A 19,372-nucleotide genomic window follows, 5' to 3' on the forward strand; every position below is an offset into this window, starting at 1 on the left:
GGTGTTCATTCTGTTTGTGAGTGAACACTTTCTTATAAGTGCCGATTGGGCGGAGGTTTCTCAGCCTGTTGCATCCGCACCGCAGGGGTGCACAGCCAGTCCGGGAGGGCGTGCAGGATTCCACGGCGCCGGCGCGCGCGACTCAGGTTTGGACGGTCCCAGCCGATAACTTCAATACTCCCCGCTGTTCTGTTGCCCCCCTGAGCCGCCCCCGCCGGCGGTTTTGTTGACCATGATGCCCTTGCCCGCCCGGCCCCTGTTGAGCGCTGTTCGCCACCCTGGCGGCCCGCGCTGGCTGTGTTGTGGCTTGCTGGGGCTGGCCTTGGGGGCGCCGGCCTGGGCGGTGCAGGACCTGACCGCCATGAGCCTGGAGCAGCTGATGGACATCCCGGTGGTGGCCGCGTCCAAGTACGCGCAGCCGCAACACGAGGTGGCGGCCTCGGTGAGCGTCATCACCCGCGAGGACATCCGCACCTTCGGCTGGCGCACCCTGGGCGAGGCCCTGGCCAGCCTGCCGGGCTTCTACACCACCTACGACCGCCAGTACACCTACATCGGCACGCGTGGGCTGGGCATGCCCGACGACTACAACACGCGGCTGCTGATCACCCTGAACGGCAACCGCCTGAACGAGCCCACCTACGACAGCGTGATGGCCGGGCACGAGTTCCCGCTCGATCAGGACCTGATCGAGCGCATCGAGGTCATTCCCGGTCCGGGCGGCGCGGTCTACGGGCAGAACGCGCTGTTCGGTGTGATCAACGTGGTCACCCGTGACGGCGCCGGCCTGGACGGCACCGAGGTGGCGGCGGCCTGGCAGTCGCCCCAGGGCCAGCGCCAGGTGCGGCTCAGCCATGGCCGCGTGCTGGACAACGACGTGGACCTGTTGCTGTCTGCCTCCGGCCTGCGGGCGCGCGGCGAAGACCGGTTCTACGACTACGGCGCCGGCGGCGCCGGTGTCGCGGCGGGGCAGGACGGCGAGCGCGCCGACCGCCTGTTCCTGCGCCTCTCGCGCGGGCCGTGGTCGTTCGACCTGGCCTACAGCGACCGCCGCAAGGACGACCCCACGGCCGTGGGCCAGTCCGATCCGCTGGTGCCGGGGCAGTACATCCGGGACCGCTACCTCTCAACCCAGCTGCAGTACGAGGACCACTTTGCCGGCGCCACCCAGCACCTGCAGGCGCGGGTGTTCTGGGGGCAGTACCGGTTCGACAGTGTCACCGTGTGGGGGGGCGAGGCGTACCGCGGCGCAGCCGCGAGCGCCGCGCGCGGTCTCGAGCTGCGCTGGCTCAACACGGCCATCGCTGACCACACCTTCATGCTGGGCCTGGAGCTGCAGGACAGTCCGCGCCAGGACCAGACCTCGGTCTTGTCCGACCCGGCGGACAACCTGTACCTGCTGACCAGCGGCTGGCGCGCCGGCCTGTACGCGCAGGACCAGTGGCGCCTGGCGGACACGCTGGTCGCCACGCTGGGCCTGCGCGCCGACCGCAACAACGTCAACGGCACCCGCCTGAGCCCGCGTGCGGCGCTGATCTGGCAGGCCACGCCGGCGTCGACCGCCAAGCTGCTGTTCGGTCGCGCGCACCGCTCGCCCAACGTCTACGAGCAGGACTGGGACTGGAGCGCCGGCCAGTACCCGACGCCGCTGCCCGCCATGGCCGACGAACGCATCGAGACCACGGAACTGGTGCTGGACCACCGGCCGGCGCCCGAGCTGGCGTTGCGCGCCTCGGTGTACCAGTGGTCTCTGCGCGACATGGTGGTCTGGAACAGCACCGACTGGCGCTTTGTTTCCGGCGCGCCGGTGCGCTCGCGCGGTGCCGAGTTCTCGGCCGACCGGCGCTGGTCGTCCGGTGTGCGACTGCGCGCCAGCGTGTCCGTGCAGGACGCGCAGCACCAGGGCGGCCAACGCCTGGACAACGCGCCCAAGTGGCTGGGCAAGCTGCATGTCGCCGCGCCGCTGCCGGGTGGTGCGCGCATCGGCGTGGAATGGCTGGCCGAAAGCCGCCGCCGCACCGTGGACGGTGGGCACGCGGCCGGGCACGCCACCACCAACCTGCACCTGAGCACGCAGCAGCTGCTGCCCGGGGTGGCGCTGTCGCTGGGCGTCTACAACCTGCTGGACAAGCGCTACAGCCACCCCATCGGCACCGACAACTGGACCACCACCGTGGCACAGGATGGGCGCAGCGTGCGCCTGAAGCTGGAGGCGCGGTACTGATGACGCAGCCCGCCTTGGCAATGGTCAACCTCTTGCACCGCCTGCACCGCCTGCACCGCCTTCGGCGCGACCGCTGGACCCGCTCGGGGCTGATGGCCTGCGTCTGCGCGCTGGTGTGGGCGCTGGCCGCGCCCGGGGTGCGGGCCCAGACGGCCAGCGAGGCCGCGGTCAAGGCTGGCTTTGTCTACAACTTCATCAAATTCACCCAGTGGCCCGGCCTGCGCGAGGGCACGCCCATCCGCCTGTGCGCCGCTTCGGCGCGGCCGCTGGACGGCCAGCTGTCTTTGCTGCAGGGGCGCAGCGTCGGCAACCGCCTCCTTGAAGTGCGCCTGGCCACGCCGGCAACCGACTGGCGCCAGTGCGACGTGCTGTTCCTGGACGAAGAGGACGCCGACCGCCTGTCCCTGGTGTCGGCGCGGCTGGTCCGTGCCCCGGTGCTCACCCTGGGCGATCTGCCCGGCTTCGTCGACGCGGGCGGCATGATCGGCCTGCGCGTGGAGGCCAGCCGGGTGCGGTTCGATGTCAACCTGAACAGCGCCCAGCAGTCCGGACTGGTGCTCAACAGCCAGATGCTCAAGCTGGCCGGCAGGGTGGTCCAATGAAGCAGATCCGTGCCTCGATGGCCTCGCGTCCCGCGGCGCTGGCACTGGCCCTTGCGCTGGCCGTCAGTGGCCCCGCCTGGACACAGACCGTGTCCGATCCCACGCGCCTGTCGCTCGAAGAGCTGATGGCCATCGAGGTCAGTTCCGCGGCCCGGAAGCCGCAGGCCCTGTCGGACACGGCCACCGCCCTGCACGTGATCACCCGTGAAGACATGCGCCGTGCCGGCGTGACCAGCCTCCCCGAGGCCCTGCGCCTGGCGCCGGGTGTGCAGGTCTCGCGCATCGACGCCAGCCGTTACGCCATCACCATCCGCGGCTTCGCCAGCCGCTACGCCGGCAAGCTGCTGGTGCTGCAGGACGGGCGCACCCTGTTCTCGCCGCTGTTCAACGGCACCTTCTGGGAGGCGCAGGACCTGATCCTCGACGACGTCGAACGCATCGAGGTGATCCGCGGGCCCGGCGGCACCATGTGGGGCGCCAACGCGGTCAATGGCGTCATCAACATCATCACCCGCGCGGCCAAGGACACCCAGGGCACCCTGGTGCAGGTGGAGGGGGGCAGCGAAGCGTCTGGCCTGGCCTTGCGCCACGGTGGCACGCTGGGCGAGAGCGGGCACTTCCGCGCCTGGGCCAAGCTCGGCCACCACGACGCGCTCACCACGGCCGACGGTGCACCGGCGCACGACGCGCTGTTGCAACAGCGCGCCGGTTTTCGCCTGGACCTGCAGCCCGGCGCCGCCGACCGGCTGACCGTGCAGGGCGACGTGCAAGACACGCGCGCGGATGTGATCGAGCTGGACACCCAGCTGAGCCAACCCGGCGTGCACTTCTCGCCCGACACCCAGGCCGAACGCGGCGCCCACCTGCTGCTGCGCTGGGAACGCGAGGTCCATGCCGACCACCACCTGCACCTGCAGGCTTTTGTGGACCGGGTCGAAGGCCGCTCCCAGGCGATGGACGTGCAGGTCGACACGCTGGATCTGGAGTTCCAGCAGCGCCTGCGGCTGAACCCCACGCACGAGCTGACCTGGGGCGCGGGCTGGCGCCACATCCGCGACAAGACCCGTGGCAGCCTGACCGTCTCGATGGATCCCGCCAGCGCCCGCCGCACCGTCTACAACGCCTTCGTACAGGACGAAATGCAGCTGCGCCCGGACCTGCGCCTGACCGCGGGCAGCAAGTTCGAGCACAACGAGATCACCGGGCTGGAGACCCAGCCCAGCGTGCGCCTGCACTGGCAGGCCTCGTCGACCGACACCTTCTGGGCCGCGATCTCCCGCGCGGTGGAAACGCCGTCGCGTGCGACGCTGAACAGCCGGATCAACTACGCGGTGCTGCCTGGCATGAGCGTGCCGTTTCCCCCCTTTGCCATTGCGCCCACCGTGGTCGGCCTGCGTGGCAACCCCGACATGGTGTCGCAGGAACTGGTGTCGCGCGAACTGGGCTACCGCGGACTGTTCGGCAGCCACCTGAGCGTGGACCTGACGGTGTTCCACCACCGTTACGACCACCTGGTGTCGCTGGGCGCGGCCAGCGTGGTCCCGGGCGTGCCGTATGGGCAAGCGACCTACCGCTTCAACAACCTGCTGCGCGGCCAGGCCTACGGCGCCGAACTGGCCAGCACCTGGGAGGTCCACCCCCGCTGGCGCCTGAGCGGCAGCCTCAGCACCCTGCGCATGAAGCTCACGCCCACCCCGGGCGGCACCGGCGACAGCGCCTTCGGTGGCACCGGTGCCTCGCCCACCCACCTGTGGCAGCTGCATTCGCTGCACGACCTGGGCCACCACGTGGAACTGGACGCGCACCTGTACCGCAACGGCGCCTTGTCCGACCTGCAGGTCCCGGCCCACACCCGGCTGGACCTGCGCCTGGGCTGGCGCGTGCAGCCCGGGCTGGAACTCTCGCTCACCGGGCGCAACCTGCTGCAGCGCGCGCACACCGAGTTCCGGGCCGACGACCTGCAGGCCAGCCAGCTGCCGCGCAGCTGGCTGCTGCAAACGCGCTGGAGGTTCTGACCGTGCACGCCGACCGACCGGGCACACGCAAAGGGAACGCGTTGAACTGGCGCGACCTCTCCATCGTGCGCAAGCTCGGCCTGATGCTGGCCTTCAACACGCTGGCCGCGGTGCTGCTGATCGCGGTCGTGTTCGGCGTCAGCAACGCCATGGACCGCTACCAGTGGACCGAAGAACAGCTGCGCGTGCTGGCCCAGGTGGTGGGGGAAAACAGCCGCGCGGCGCTGGCCTTTGGCGACCGCGAAAGCGCCCGCCAGACCCTGACCGCGCTGAGCGCCAACGAAGAGATCGACCAGGCGCGACTGCTCGACGCGCAGGGCGCGCTGTTCGTCCAGGCCGGGTTTTCAGACCGCGTTGCACACCGGGGCAGCCTGTCCGAGCGGCTGGTCTACAGCCTGTTCCCGGCCGACCTGCAGGTCGGTTATGCGATCGTCGAAGACGGCCGGGAAATCGGCCGTGTCGAGCTGCGCGCGCACCTGCTGCACCTGTGGCTGAACCTGCTGGAGAGCCAGGCCCTGATGGCGCTGCTGGCGCTGCTGCTGGCGGCGCTGGCGGTGGTCTTTGGCCTGCGGATGCGCCGCATCGTGACCGACCCCATCCTGCAACTGGCCCAGGTCAGCACCCGGGTCTCGAGCGAGCAGGACTACTCGCTGCGTGCGGTCAAGGCACACGACGACGAAGTGGGCGCCCTGGTGGACGACTTCAACCACATGCTGGCCGAAATCCAGGTGCGCGACCAGGCCTTGCAGTCCGAGCGCCGGACGCTGCAGCAGCGCACCGCCGACATGCAGCTCGCACGCGACGAGGCCGAGCGCGCCAGCCGCGTCAAGTCCGAATTCATCTCCACCGTCAGCCACGAACTGCGCACGCCGCTCACCGCCATCAGCGGCGCGCTGGGCCTGGTGGCCGGGGGCGTGGCCGGTGCCCTGCCGGCCGCGGCCAGCGACATGGTGGGCATCGCGCTCAAGAACAGCAAGCGGCTGTCGTTCCTGATCAACGACCTGCTGGACATGGAAAAGCTGCTGGCCGGCAAACTGCGTTTTGACCGCCGGGTGCAGCCGCTCATGCCCCTGCTGGAGCAGGCCCTGACCGACAACCAGGCCTACGCCGAGCCGTTCGGCGTGCGCTACGTGCTGGGCCAGCGCGTGGACGGTGTGCAGGTCGAGGTGGACGCGCAGCGCCTGCAGCAGGTGCTGGCCAACCTGCTGTCCAACGCCGCCAAGTTCTCGCCCAGCGGCGCCGCGGTGGCGGTGGACGTGGTGCAGCGCGGCGGCACGGTGCGCGTGACCGTGACCGACCAAGGCCCCGGCATCGCCACCGAGTTCCAGTCGCGCATTTTCCAGAAGTTCTCGCAGGCCGATGCCTCGGACACGCGGCAAAAGGGCGGCACCGGCCTGGGCCTGGCGATCTCGCGCGAGCTGACCGAACGCATGGGTGGCCGCATGGGCTTCCATTCGCGCCCGGGGGAGGGCGCGCGCTTCTTTTTTGAACTGCCGGTGTGGACGGCGCCGCTGTCGCAGCCCGCGGCGCTGCACACCGCCCCCGCCCCGCTCGGTCCCCTGCCTGCGGCGCGTGGCCCGCGCGTGCTGATGGTCGAACCCGACGCCGACGTGGCGCAGCTGCTGCGCCGCATGATCGAGCGCGCCGGCTACCGCGTCGACACCGCCGCCACCGGCGCGCAGGCGCTGGCCCTGTCGCGCGAGCACCGCTACGCCGCCATCACCCTGGACCTGCTGCTGCCCGACATCGGCGGCGCCGAGCTGGTGCGCGAACTGCGTACCCAGGAGGACACCGCGCAGCTGCCCATCCTGGTCATTTCGGCGCGCGTGGAAGAGGGGCGCCAGACCATCGGCAACGCCTGGCCCGACCTGCACTGGCTGGCCAAGCCGGTGGACCAGGCCCGACTGCTGGCCGTGCTCGAACGCGTGGCCTCGGCGCACCGCGCACCGCATGCGCGGGTGCTGCACGTGGAAGACGACCTGCAGCTGCACGAGGTGGTGCGCTCCATGGCCGGCGCGCAGTACGATTTCGAACTCGCCACCACGCTGCGCGAGGCGCGGGCCCGCGTGGCGCTGGAACGGTTTGACGTCGTCATTCTTGACCTTGCCCTGCCCAACGAATCGGGCTGGGACCTGCTGCCCGACATCCACGCCCGCCAGCCCGACACCCGTGTGGTGCTGCTGACCGGCGCCGACATTTCCGACGAACTCGCCCGCCGGGTCGACGCGGTCATCCACAAGGGCGATGTCTCGCCCCGGGAGCTGCTCGACGCCATCGGCGGTCCGGCCTTCAGCGATACCCAGCAAGACGCATGAACACCCTGCAACGCATCCTGTGTGTGGAAGACGAACCCGACATCCAGGCCGTGGCCCGCATGGCCCTGGAGCTGGTGGGCGGCTTCCAGGTGCTGGTGTGCGGCAGCGGCGAGCAGGCCCTGCGCGAGGTGCAGGCCTTTGCCCCCGACCTGATCCTGCTGGACGTGATGATGCCCGGCATGGACGGCCCCGGCACGCTGCGGGCGCTGCGCGCGCTGCCCGGCGTGGCGGCCGTGCCGGTGGCTTTCATGACCGCCAAGGTGCAGCCCGACGAGGTGGCGCACTACCGGTCGCTGGGTGCGCTGGACGTGATCGCCAAACCGTTCGACCCGATGGCGCTGCCCGCCCAGGTGCGCGCCGTCTGGGAGCGCCGCCATGTCTGAGCGTTTTGCCGTGACGGATCGTGCCGCGGCCCTGCCCCCCGCACCCCCGGTGCCGGCCGAAGTGGCGGTCCTGCTGGCCGATCTGCGGCGGCGCTTCACCGACCAGCTGGCCCCTCGGCTGGGCGCGGTGCGCCAGCAGCTGCTGGCGCTGCTGGCCGGCGACGCCGAGGTGAATCTCGAATCGCTGCACCGCGAGGTGCACGGCCTGACCGGCGGCGCCGGCACCTTCGGCCTGCCCGAGGTGTCGGACGCCGCGCGCGCGCTGGAGACCTTGCTGGCTGCGCTGGTGCGCGGCGACGCGACCCTGGAACCCGAGCGGGCGCAGGCCATGGTGCAGGCACTGGCCGCGCTGGAGCGCGCCGTCGCGGCACCGCGGCAGGCCACGGTGGGGCAGCCCCCAGCGCCCAGCGCCGACCCGGCCGCGGACGCCGTGGTCATGGTGCACCTGCTCAGCTGCGCCCTGCCGGGGGTGGAGACGGTGGACTGGGATGCACTGTCCGCCGCCGGCTACCGGGTGCAGGCGCACACCGATCTGGTGGCCCTGTGCCGGGCCTGGACCGATGCGCCCCCGCCGGTGCCCACGGTGCTGCTGCTGGATCTGCACAACCCCGCGGTGGTGGAGCCGGTGCTGGCGCAGCTGCGCGCGCTGTCGGCTGGACCGGCCCGCCCGGTGGTGGTGGCGGCCCTGCCGCACGACGACCTGGACCTGCGCCTGCGCGCCCTGCGCGCCGGTGTGCAGCGCACGCTGGCCCGCCCGCTGGAGCTCGAGCGCATCGCGTCCGTGCTGGACACGCTCACCGGCCGGCGGCCCGCGCAGCCCTACCGCGTGCTGCTGGTGGACGACGAGCCGCTGCTGCTGGAGGCACAGGCGGCGGTGCTGCGCGGCGCCGGCATGGAGGTGCACGCGCTGGCGCAACCGCTGCAGACGCTCGAAGCCCTCGAACGCCTGCAGCCCGATGTGCTGCTGCTGGACGTGTACATGCCCGAAGCCAGCGGCCCCGAGCTGGCGGCTGCGCTGCGCGAGCGCGACGCCTGGCTCGACCTGCCGGTGCTGTTCCTGTCGGCCGAAACCGACCTCACGCAGCAGCTGCTGGCGCTGAACCTGGGCGGCGACGACTTCCTGGTCAAACCGGTGCAGCCCGACCACCTGGTGGCCGCCGTCACGGCGCGCGCGCGCCGGGCCCGGCAGAGCAGCGCGCTGCGCCGGCACCTGCAGACCACGCTGTACGAACGCGAACGCGAGCACCTGGCGCTGGGCCAGCACGCCAGCGTGAGCTTCGCCGACCACGCGGGCAACATCACCTACGCCAACGAGCGCTTCTGCGAGAACAGCGGCTACACCTTGCCCGAGCTGATGGGCCAGAACCACCGCCTGCTCAAATCCGGCGAGCATCCAGCGGCGTTCTACGCGGAGATCTGGTCCACCATCTCCAGCGGCCAGGTGTGGCACGGCGAGCTCTGCAGCCGGCGCCGTGACGGCAGCCTCTACTGGGTCGAATCCACCATCACGCCCTTTGTGGACCGTGACGGTCGGGTCTACCAGTACGTGTCGATCCAGACCGACATCAGCCACATCAAGGCCGCCGAAGCGGCCCTGCGCGCGCAGCGCGACATGCAGCGCGTCATCAGCCTGTCGGCCGCGGCGCTCATGGCCGCGCCCCAGGGCCGCACGGGCGAGGCCATCGAGGCCGCGCTCGCCCGCAGCGGCCTGCAGGTGGCCGCCGACCGCGCCTACCTCTACACCTTTTCGCGCGACGGCCGCCACATGCACAACGCCCACGTGTGGCTGGCGGCCGGCAGCGAACCGGTGCCACGACCGGTGCGGGAGGTGTCTCTCGACCGCTTGCCCTGGATGCGCGAACGCTTCATGGGCGAAGCGGTGCTGCAGATCCCGGACGTGGAGGCGATGCCGCCCGAAGCAGCGGCGGACCAGGCGCTGCTGCGGCACAACCGCATCCGTTCACTGGTCATCTTCCCGCTGCAGCGGCAGGGCCAGATGTTCGGCTTCATGGCCTACAGCATGGAGCGCCAGCCGCGCGACTGGACCACCGAGGAACTGGGCCTGCTCAAGGTGCTGAGCGACGTGGTCGCCAGTGCGCTGTCGCGCCACCGGGCCGACGCGGCGCTGCGCAAGAGCGAGTCGCGCCTGAACTTCCTGGTCTCGTCCAGCCCGGTGACCATCTACACCTGCGAGCCCCGGCCGCCATTTGCGCCGGTCTACATCAGCCCCAACGTGCAGCAGCTCATGGGCTTTGCGCCCGAGGCCTTCACGGACGAGGCCGGTTTCCTGGACGGCCAGGTGCACCCCGACGACCTGGCCCAGGTGGTCCGGGAGCGGCCGGCCGTGCTGGAGCAGGGCGAGCACCTGCAGGAGTACCGACTGCGCATGAGCGACGGCCTGTACCGCTGGGTGCACGACCAGCGCCGCCTGGTGCGCGACGAGGCGGGCCAGCCGCTGGAAATCATCGGTTACTGGCTGGACATCACCGAGCGCAAACGGATCGAAGACGAGCTGTCGTGCTTCAACCTGGAGCTGGAGCAGCGCGTGGCCGATCAGACGCGCAGTGTCATCGAGAGCGAGCGCCTGGCCCAGGCCACGCTGGACGCGCTGAGCGCGCGCGTGGTCATCCTGGACGGGCAGGGCGACATCGTGGCCGCCAACCGGGCCTGGCGCGGTTTCTTCGGCGGCCGGACGCCCGAATCGGTGGGCAACTACGTGGTCTATTCGGAAAACATGGACCGCGCCACCGGTCGCGACGCCGCGAGCCATCTGGCCCCCTATCTGCGGGCGGTTCTGAGCGGTGCCGAGCGCAGCCATCAGCACGAGTACAGCCAGCAGCTGGACGGTGAGCAGCGCTGGTTTATTTGCCGGATCGAGCGCTTTGGCACGGACGAAGCCCCCCGACTGGTCGTCTCCCACGAAGACATCACCCACATGAAGCAGGCCGAACGCCAGCAGCTGCGGTCGCAGCGGCTGGAGAGCCTGGGCACCCTGGCCGGTGGTGTCGCGCACGACCTGAACAACGCACTGGCGCCGGTGCTCATGGGCATGAGCATCCTCAAGGAACAGTACCCCGAAGAGTCGAAGCTGTTCGACATGATCGAGGGCAGCGCGCAGCGCGGTGCCGACATGGTGCGCCAGCTGCTCACGTTTGCCAAAGGCGCGGAGGGCGAACGCGTGCCGGTGCGCACGCTGCCCATGCTGCGCGAGCTCGAACGGCTCATGAAGGGCAGCTTTCCCAAGAACATCCAGCTGCGGGTGGACGGCGACGACGGCATGCCGGCGGTGCTGGCCGATCCCACGCAGCTGCACCAGGTGCTGCTGAACCTGTGCGTCAACGCCCGCGACGCCATGCCCGGTGGCGGCACGCTCGCGCTCAAGGCCAAGGTGGTGGTGCTGGACGAGGCCTACGCGCGCTCCATTCCCGACGCGCGGCCGGGCCGCTACGTGGCGCTGCGCGTGAGCGACTCCGGCAGCGGCATCCCGCCCGAGATACTGGACCGCATCTTCGACCCCTTCTTCACCACCAAGGGGGCGGACCAGGGGACCGGCCTGGGTCTGTCCACGGTGCTGGGCATCGTGCGGGCGCACGGCGGGTTCGTGCAGGTGTATTCACAGCCCGACCAGGGGTCGATGTTCACCGTCTGCCTGCCGGTGGCGACGGGCGACGCGAACGACAGCGTGCCGTTTGTCGAGTCGGTGATCGCCGACCTCGGCCATGGCGAAACCATCCTGTTCGTGGACGACGAGCCCGCGGTGCGCGAAGTGGGGCGCACGGTGCTGGAGCGCTTGAAGTTCAAGCCGGTGCTGGCGACCGACGGCGCCGACGGCCTGGTGCAGGCGGCGGCCCACCGCGGCACGCTGCGCGCCGTGATCACCGACCTGCACATGCCGCACATGGACGGTCTGACCTTTGTGCGCGCGCTGCGCCGCATGCTCCCCGACGTGCCGGTGATCGTGGCCAGCGGCCGGGTGGACGAGGCGGTGTCCGCCGAACTGCAACGCCTGGGCGTCACGCGCCGGCTCGACAAACCCTTCACCCAGGCGCAGCTGGCGCGGCAGTTGCAGGAGCTGCTGGCCAGTCGCTAGCGCCCCGGCCGCCAGGCGGGACGCGGCGGCTCAGTACCGCAGCCGTCCTTCGGCGTCGATGATCGCCAGCTCCACGTAGTCCGAGCCGTTGTGCGAGCGCGGTGAGTACCGGGCCGTGAAGCGGCCGAACGCGATCTCGCCGGTGCTTTCGAGGGTCTGGGTGAACGAGGCCGTGCTCAGGTCCCGGCCGGTGCGCCGCAGGCCCTCGACCAGCAGCCGGGCGTGCACGAAGCCCTCGAACTGCGACGCCGACGGCGGGGCGTCCGGGCTTTTGGCTTTGAGCACCTTGAGGTATTCGGCCACCACCGGGATGGTGGTGTTGCGCAGCGAGGGCATGATCTGCGCGAGGATGATGCCGCGGGCCTTGTCCTTGAGTTCGCGGTGGATCACGTCCAGGCTGGCCACCGAATAGCCATAGAACGCCGGCCGGGCGGGCGTGTTGAGCACGGCCTTGACGTAGTTGGGAAAGGTCAGGCCGGCGGTGCCGACGACCACCGCCTGCGGGTTGGCCTGTGCGGTGGCGGCGGCCGCAGCCGCGAAGTCCGGGGCCGCCGGGTCCACCTTGATCTCGGCCACCAGCGGCAGGCTGGCCGCTGCGGAGGCTTTCTTGACCTCGCCCAGCAGGGTCTTGCCCAGGCCGTCGTCCTGGTAGAAGTACGCCACCCGGGTCACGCCGATCTGCTTGAGCTGGGAGAAGATGCGTTCGGTCTCGTTGGCGTAACCGGCGCGGACGTGGAAGAGATAAGGGTTGACCCCTTCGCGCATGGACGACGCGCCCGTGACCGGTCCGAACAGGATGGTCTTCGACTCCTTGAGGATGGGGAGCACGGCGGCGGTCTGAGCGGTGCCGGTGCTGTTGAACAGCATGAACACCTTCTGTTCCTCGATCAGCTTGCGCGTGTTCTCGACCGCGCGTTTGGGGTCGAAGCCGTCGTCCAGGCTGGTGAAGGTGATCTTGCGGCCGTGGATGCCGCCGGCGGCGTTGACCGACTCGAACATGAGCCGCGCGCCTTCTCCATATTGCAGCGTTTGCGGTCCCAGCGGACCGGAGAGCACCTGCGAGGCGCCGAGCCGGATCTCGGTGGGGGTGACGCCTTCGTCACCGGCGTGCACGGCGGCCGCCAGCACCCACGCACCCCAGCCCAGCCATTTGCGAACCATCTCAGCTCCCTGTGTGTATCCAAACGATGGGGCTGGAGTTTGGTTATGAACGGAAACCAGATCAAGCCCGCGGCGCCGGGGTTTTCCCGGAGCCGCGCCGGCGCGCCAGACAGGCGGCCTGCCGCCGCGGCTCAACGGTGGCCGAACTGCCGCTGGTTTTCCAGTTCGCGCAGCTTGAAGCGCTGGATCTTGCCGGTCGCTGTCTTGGGCAGCTCGGCCACGAACTCGATGAAGCGCGGGTACTTGTACGGCGCCAGCTTCTCTTTCACGAAGGCCTGCAGCTCGGCCTCGGTCGCCTGCGCACCGGCTTTGAGCACCACATAGGCCTTGGTCTTGGTCAGGCCGTCGTCGTCGGTCTTGCCGATCACCGCGGCTTCGAGCACCGCGGTGTGCTGCACCAGTGTGGCCTCCACTTCGAACGGGCTGACGTAGATGCCGCTGACCTTGAGCATGTCGTCGTTGCGGCCGGCGTAGGTGTAGTAGCCGTCGGGGTCGCGGGTGTACTTGTCGCCGCTTTTGGCCCAGTTGCCCTGGAAGGTGTCGCGCGATTTGGCGCGGTTGTTCCAGTACATCAGCGCCGCGCTGGGGCCCTGGATGTAGAGGTCGCCGATCAGGTTGTGGCCGGTGATCACGCTGCCGTCTTCGTCGCGCAGCTGCACCTCGTAGCCCGGCACCGGCTTGCCGGTGGTGCCGTAGCGCACATCGCCCGGCCGGTTGGACAGGAACACGTGGAGCATTTCGGTGCTGCCGATGCCGTCGATGATTTCGCAGCCGAAGTGCGCGGTCCAGCGTTCGCCGATGTCGCGCGGCAGCGCCTCGCCGGCCGACGAACACAGGCGCAACGCCACCGCGCTGCGGGCCGGCAGGTCGGGTGACGCCAGCATGCCGCCGTAGCCGGTGGGCGCGCCGTAGAAGACGGTGGGCCGGTGTTCGGTCATGCGCTTGAAAGTGGCTTGCGGCGTCGGCCGCTCGGCCATCAGCACCACGCTGGCGCCCACGCTCAGGGGGAACGATAGGCCGTTGCCCAGGCCGTAGGCAAAAAACAGCTTGGCGGCCGAGAACACCGTGTCGCTCTCGCGCAGGCCCAGCACGCCCTTGCCATACAGCTCGGCCGTCCAGTACAGGTTGGCCTGGGTGTGCACCGTGCCTTTGGGCGCGCCGGTGGAGCCGCTGGAATACAGCCAGAACGCGGGTTCGTCTCCGTGGGTGTTGGCGCCTTCACCGGGGGTGGCGGACGCGACCAGCTGCGCCCAGTCGTGCGTGCCAGCCGGCAGGTCCTGCCCGCGCGAGACGATCAGGTGTTTGACCTCGTGCGGCGTACCGTCCATGGCGGTCTGCAGCGTTGGCAGCAGCAGACCCGAGACCAGCGCCGCCTGCGCGCGGCTGTCGGCCAGCATGTAGGCGTAGTCCTTGGCGGTCAGCAGCGTGTTGACGCACACCGGCACCACGCCCGCGTGCAGCGCACCCAGAAAGCTCACCACCCAGTCGCTGCAGTCGTGCATCAGCAGCAGCACCCGGTCTTCGCGCCGCAGGCCCAGCGCGGTGAGCGCAGCCGAACAGCGCAGCACCTGGTCGGCCAGCTGGCCGTAGGTGAGCGTGCCCACGTCGTCGATCAGCGCGGTCTTGTCGGGCCGCCCGGCGTTGAGCGCGATCAGGTGACGGGCGAAGTTGAAGCGCTCGGGCGGGGCGGCGGTTTCCGGGTGGCTCATGGTGTGTCTCCTGTCTGTTTATCGCTGACGACCTGCTTGCCGGCGAGCCGTGCCTGAGGCCAGGATGCGGTGGAACCGGCTTCGCCGGGCCACTCGCATCGCCCCCTTAGGGGGTGACGCCGAAGGCGGCGAGGGGGGCGCTCAATAGGTCGAGTGCCGCGCTGCTGGCCTGCACCGCGCTGCGGCGGTGGTAGAAGCCCAGCGCGCGCAGGCCGCCCAGCTCTTCGCCGCCACCGGCGCGGCCGGGGCCGCCGTGCAGGCTCATGGGCATCACGTTGCCGTGGCCGGTCTGGCTGGCGGCCACGTCGGGGCTGATGGCGTGCACCCGGCCGTGGCTGTCGGCCAGCTCGGCGGCGGCGCGGGCGATGAATGCCGGGTCTTCGCTGTAGACCGAAGCCACCAGCGAACCCTCGCCGCGGCGGATCAGCTCGTAGGCCTGGGCCTCGCTGTCGTAGGGCATAAGGGTGGCGACCGGGCCGAACACCTCCACTTCGTGCAGCACTTTGGCGCCCACCGGGTCTGGCGTGCCCAGCAGCACCGGCGCCACGCAGGCGGCCACGGCCGGGTCGGCGTCCACCAGGGCGGTGGCGCTGCCGTCGACGTTACCGTCGTACAGCACCTCGGCTTCGGTCTTCAATTGCGCGATGCCGGCCACCACGTTGTCGAACTGTTCGCGGCTGACCAGCGCACCCATGCGCGTGGCTTCGTTGCGCGGGTTGCCCACCGTGGTCTTGGCCAGCCGGGCGCCGATGGCGGCGGCGGTGGCGGCGTACAGCGCGCGCGGCACGAACACGCGGCGAATGGCGGTGCACTTCTGGCCGCTCTTGACCGTCATCTCGCGCACCACTTCCTTGACCAGCAGGTTGAAGGCTTCGCCGCCCTCGGTGGCGGCCGGGTCGAGCAAGGCGCTGTTGAGGCTGTCCGCCTCGATGTTGCAACGCACCGAGCGTTGCGCCACCGCCGGGTGGCTGCGGATGATGCGGGCCGTTTCGGCCGAGCCGGTGAAGCTGACCACGTCAAAGGGCTGCAGCTGGTCCATCAGCCCGGCCGACGAACCGCAGATGACCGACAGGGCGCCCACGGGCAGCACGCCGGCCTGGACCACGTCTTCCACCATGCGCTGGGTCAGCCAAGCGGTGGCGGTGGCGGGTTTGACGATCACCGGCACGCCCGAGAGCAGGGCAGGAGCAGCCTTTTCCCACAGGCCCCAGCTCGGGAAATTGAAGGCGTTGATGAACAGCGCCACGCCGCGCGTGGGGTTCAGCACGTGCTGGGTCTGGAACACCGGGTCCTTGCCCATGCGGATGCGCTCGCCGTCCAGCAGGCAGGTCGCGTTGCCCAGGGCCTCGCCCTGTTTGGCGTAGTAGCCCAGGGTGAAGATGCCGCCGTCGATGTCGACCGCCGAATCGTTCTTCACGGTGCCGCAGTTGCGGGTGGCGATGTCGTAGTAAGCGTCGCGGTTCGCCTGCAGCACCTTGACCACCTCGGCCAGCAGCGCGGCGCGCTGGCCATAGCTCAGCGCGCGCAACGCGGCGCCGCCCTGCTCGCGGGCGAAGGCAAACCCCTCGGCCAGGTTCAGGCCGGTGTTGTCCGCGCGGACCAGGGCCTCGCCCGTCACCGGGTCCAGCAGGGCCGTGCCGCGGCCGGTACCGGTCTGCCAGCGGCCGGCCAGGAAGTTGGGGAGCAGGGGCGTGTCTTGAGCGGTCATGGGCGGAGAAAAGATGCAGCGGTTTGCGTAAACGCCGTGGTCGCGGCGGAGGAATGACGGTATAAATGCACTATCTTGCGTCCCGGTCAGTATGCAGTAAAGTGCATGTTTTGGGGGGCGCCAAAGCCTAGGGTTTTCCCCGGGCCGCCACCGGATCAGACGAAAGGCGCGTTTCATGGTCGCCACCGACACCCTCATTGCCCCCCTATCAGCGCCCACCGCAGCGCCCGCCGACGACGCCGAAGAGCGCCACCCGTTTCTGGTCGCGCTGGGCGAGCGGGTGCGCAACCTGCGCTCGCGCAAAGGCATGACGCGCAAGGCCGTGGCCATCGCGGCCGATGTGTCCGAACGCCACCTGGCCAACCTCGAATACGGCACCGGCAACGCCTCCATCCTGGTGCTGCTGCAGGTGGCGCAGGCGCTGCAGTGTTCGCTGGCCGAACTGCTGGGCGATGTGAGCACCTCCTCACCCGAATGGCTGCTGATCCGTGAGCTGCTGCAGGGGCGTGACGAGAGCGATTTGCGCCGCGCCCGCCTGCAGCTGGCCGAGCTGCTGGGCGCCAGCGGCGGGGTGGATGCGCAGGGCCGGCTGGCGCGGGTGGCGCTGATCGGTCTGCGCGGTGCCGGCAAGTCGACGCTGGGTCAGCGCCTGGCCGACGACCTGGGCTTCCCGTTCATCGAACTGAGCCGCCAGATCGAGCAGTTCGCCGGCTGCAGCATCAGCGAGATCCACAACCTGTACGGCGCCAACGCCTACCGCCGCTACGAGCGGCGCGCGCTCGAAGAAGCGATCCAGATCTACCCCGAGGTGGTGATCGCCACGCCCGGCGGCCTGGTGGCCGATTCGGCCAACTTCAACCTGCTGCTGCAGCACTGCACCACCGTCTGGCTGCAGGCCGACCCCAGCGACCACATGGGCCGGGTGGCGGCGCAGGGCGACATGCGCCCCATGGCCGCCAGCCGCGAGGCCATGGAAGACCTCAAACGCATCCTGGAAGGGCGGGCGGCGTTTTACTCCAAGGCCGATCTGGCCTTCAACACCAGCGCCCAGCCGCTGGAAGCCAGCTTTGTCCAGCTGCGGCGCGAGGTGCGGCAGCTGCTGAAGCTGTCCGCCTGAGCCGCCGGGTACGGGTAAACACTGAGGTGCATGCAGTAAATTGCATTTGACTGCGTTTGAGTGCATGCACTATTATTCACATCAAGCTGAATCCAGTGCATCCCACCCCGCCCACCACCGCCCCGACCCAGGAGACACCCCATGACCGCCACCGCCACCGCCCCCCGCGTCGACTACCAGACCGACCCCTCGCGTTACCAGCACGTCAAGCTCGGCTTTGACGGCGCCATCGCGACGCTGTCCCTGGCCATCAACGAAGACGCGGGCATCCGCCCCGGCTACAAGCTCAAGCTCAACAGCTACGACCTGGGCGTGGACATCGAGCTGCACGACGCGCTGCAGCGCATCCGCTTCGAGCACCCCGAGGTGCGCACCGTGGTGGTCACCAGCCTGAAGGACCGCGTGTTCTGCTCGGGCGCCAACATCTTCATGCTGGGTCTGTCGACCCATGGCTGGAAGGTCAACTTCTGCAAGTTCACCAACGAGACCCGCAACGGCATCGAAGACTCCTCCCAATACAGCGGCCTGAAGTTCGTCGCCGGCCTCAACGGCGCCTGCGCCGGTGGTGGCTACGAACTGGCCCTGGCCTGCGATGAAATCGTGCTGGTGGACGACCGCAGCAGCTCGGTCAGCCTGCCCGAGGTGCCGCTGCTGGGCGTGCTGCCCGGCACCGGCGGCCTGACCCGCGTGACCGACAAGCGCCACGTGCGCCACGACCTGGCCGACATCTTCTGCACCAGCGTCGAAGGCGTGCGCGGCCAGAAGGCCGTGGACTGGCGCCTGGTCGACGCGATCGCCAAGCCGGCCGTGTTCCAGCAGGCGGTGCGCGAGCGCGCCGAGAAGCTGGCCGCCGGCAGCACCCGCCCGGCCGGCGCCAAAGGCGTGGCCCTGACCCCGATCAACCGCAGCATCGAAGCCGACCGCCTGAGCTACACCCACGTGACGGTGGACATCGACCGCGCCAAGCGCGTCGCCACCTTCACCGTCAAGGCCCCGCAAGGCGCCCAGCCGACCGACGTGGCCGGCATCGAGGCCCTGGGAGCCAACTGGTACCCGCTGCAGATGGTGCGCGAGCTGGACGACGCCATCCTGCACATGCGCACCAACGAGCTGGAGATCGGCTCCTGGCTGCTCAAGACCGAAGGCGACAGCGCCGCGGTGCTGGCCAACGACGCGCTGATGCTGGCGAACAAGGACCACTGGTTTGTCAACGAAACCATCGGCCACCTGCGCCGCACGCTGGCCCGCCTGGACGTGTCCTCGCGCTCGCTGTTCGCGCTGATCGAGCCGGGCTCGTGCTTCGCCGGCACCCTGGCCGAGCTGGCCTTCTGCGCCGACCGCAGCTACCAGCTGGTGCTGCCCGACGAGCCGGAAAAGCAGCCCACGCTGACGCTGAGCGAAATGAACTTCGGCTTCTTCCCCATGGTCAACGGCCAGAGCCGACTGCAGCGCCGCTTCTACGAAGAAGTGCCCGCCATGGAAGCCGCGCGCGGCGCCATCGGCCAGGCGCTGGACGGCGACGCCGCCGTGAAGCTGGGCCTGGTCACCGCCGCGCCCGACGACATCGACTGGGCCGACGAGATCCGCCTGGTGCTGGAAGAGCGCGCCGCCATGTCGCCCGACGCCCTGACCGGTCTGGAAGCCAACCTGCGTTTCGCCCAGAAGGAAAACATGTTCACCCGCATCTTCGGCCGCCTGACCGCCTGGCAGAACTGGATCTTCCAGCGCCCCAACGCCGTCGGCGAAAAGGGTGCGCTCAAGGTCTACGGCAAGGGCGACAAGGCCCAGTTCGACTGGAACCGCGTCTAAACACACACCTCGTTGTGCGGTGGGTTTCCCGGTGGAGCCAGCCGCAACCGAACAACAGTCCACCGATCGAGACAACAGCAGGAGCCTCACCATGTCCGGTATCAATTACAGCGAGAAGATCCCCAACAACGTCAACCTCAGCGAAGACCGCACGCTGCAGCGCGCGCTGGAACACTGGCAGCCCAACTACCTGCAGTGGTGGCAGGACATGGGCCCGGACGGCTCGCAAAACTTCGACG

The 19,372-nt window shown here is 69.7% G+C and carries 11 protein-coding genes and 1 pseudogene; 9 read left to right on the forward strand and 3 right to left on the reverse strand.

Features of this window, described 5'->3' with window-relative positions; genetic code table 11:
- Positions 1-232 precede the first annotated feature (232 nt).
- Genes ACR2JA_RS10200 through ACR2JA_RS10225 form a run of 6 tightly spaced genes read left to right on the forward strand, consistent with a single transcriptional unit; the run spans position 233 to position 11,629 of the window.
- Entirely contained in the window at positions 233-2,224 is a 1,992-nt protein-coding gene (locus ACR2JA_RS10200; RefSeq protein WP_434008974.1) for a TonB-dependent receptor plug domain-containing protein, read from the forward strand.
- Entirely contained in the window at positions 2,224-2,826 is a 603-nt protein-coding gene (locus ACR2JA_RS10205) for a YfiR family protein (protein ID WP_434008975.1), read from the forward strand. The genes ACR2JA_RS10200 and ACR2JA_RS10205 overlap by 1 nt, the downstream gene beginning before the upstream one ends.
- 17 nt (positions 2,827-2,843) lie before the next feature.
- Positions 2,844-4,841: a TonB-dependent receptor plug domain-containing protein gene (locus ACR2JA_RS10210; protein ID WP_434008976.1), complete on the forward strand. Its 1,998-nt coding sequence runs from the start codon at positions 2,844-2,846 to the stop codon at positions 4,839-4,841.
- 2 nt (positions 4,842-4,843) lie between these two features.
- On the forward strand, positions 4,844-7,156 hold the full coding sequence (locus ACR2JA_RS10215; RefSeq protein WP_434008977.1) for a response regulator: 2,313 nt from the start codon (positions 4,844-4,846) through the stop codon (positions 7,154-7,156).
- Positions 7,153-7,539: a response regulator gene (locus ACR2JA_RS10220; RefSeq protein ID WP_434008978.1), complete on the forward strand. Its 387-nt coding sequence runs from the start codon at positions 7,153-7,155 to the stop codon at positions 7,537-7,539. Before ACR2JA_RS10215 ends, ACR2JA_RS10220 begins: the two co-directional genes overlap by 4 nt.
- The gene (locus ACR2JA_RS10225) at positions 7,532-11,629 is read left to right on the forward strand and encodes a response regulator (protein ID WP_434008979.1); all 4,098 of its coding nucleotides are present in this window, start codon (positions 7,532-7,534) and stop codon (positions 11,627-11,629) included. Before ACR2JA_RS10220 ends, ACR2JA_RS10225 begins: the two co-directional genes overlap by 8 nt.
- A gap of 30 nt (positions 11,630-11,659) precedes the next feature.
- Here the strand turns inward: ACR2JA_RS10225 and ACR2JA_RS10230 are convergent, their stop codons facing one another.
- From ACR2JA_RS10230 to ACR2JA_RS10240, 3 genes are all read right to left on the reverse strand, one after another.
- A complete protein-coding gene (locus ACR2JA_RS10230) occupies positions 11,660-12,790 on the reverse strand; it encodes an ABC transporter substrate-binding protein (RefSeq protein ID WP_434008980.1) in 1,131 nt (376 codons plus the stop codon).
- Positions 12,791-12,921: 131 nt separating this feature from the next.
- Positions 12,922-14,499: a benzoate-CoA ligase family protein gene (locus ACR2JA_RS10235; protein WP_434008981.1), complete on the reverse strand. Its 1,578-nt coding sequence runs from the start codon at positions 14,497-14,499 to the stop codon at positions 12,922-12,924.
- Between the two features lie 106 nt (positions 14,500-14,605).
- Positions 14,606-16,207 (reverse strand): 3,4-dehydroadipyl-CoA semialdehyde dehydrogenase, encoded by a 1,602-nt coding sequence (locus ACR2JA_RS10240; protein ID WP_434008982.1) that lies wholly within the window; start codon positions 16,205-16,207, stop codon positions 14,606-14,608.
- 175 nt (positions 16,208-16,382) lie between these two features.
- Between ACR2JA_RS10240 and ACR2JA_RS10245 the strand changes: the two genes are divergently transcribed.
- From ACR2JA_RS10245 to ACR2JA_RS10255, 3 genes and pseudogenes are all read left to right on the forward strand, one after another.
- Positions 16,383-17,324 (forward strand): helix-turn-helix transcriptional regulator, encoded by a 942-nt coding sequence (locus tag ACR2JA_RS10245; RefSeq protein ID WP_434008983.1) that lies wholly within the window; start codon positions 16,383-16,385, stop codon positions 17,322-17,324.
- 141 nt (positions 17,325-17,465) lie between these two features.
- On the forward strand, positions 17,466-19,133 hold the full coding sequence (boxC, locus tag ACR2JA_RS10250) for a 2,3-epoxybenzoyl-CoA dihydrolase (protein ID WP_434008984.1): 1,668 nt from the start codon (positions 17,466-17,468) through the stop codon (positions 19,131-19,133).
- A gap of 91 nt (positions 19,134-19,224) precedes the next feature.
- A pseudogene (locus tag ACR2JA_RS10255) lies at positions 19,225-19,372 on the forward strand (benzoyl-CoA 2,3-epoxidase subunit BoxB); the annotation flags it as partial.

Origin of the sequence: Hydrogenophaga sp. (assembly GCF_051007235.1) — a bacterium.
GTDB lineage: Bacteria > Pseudomonadota > Gammaproteobacteria > Burkholderiales > Burkholderiaceae_C > Hydrogenophaga.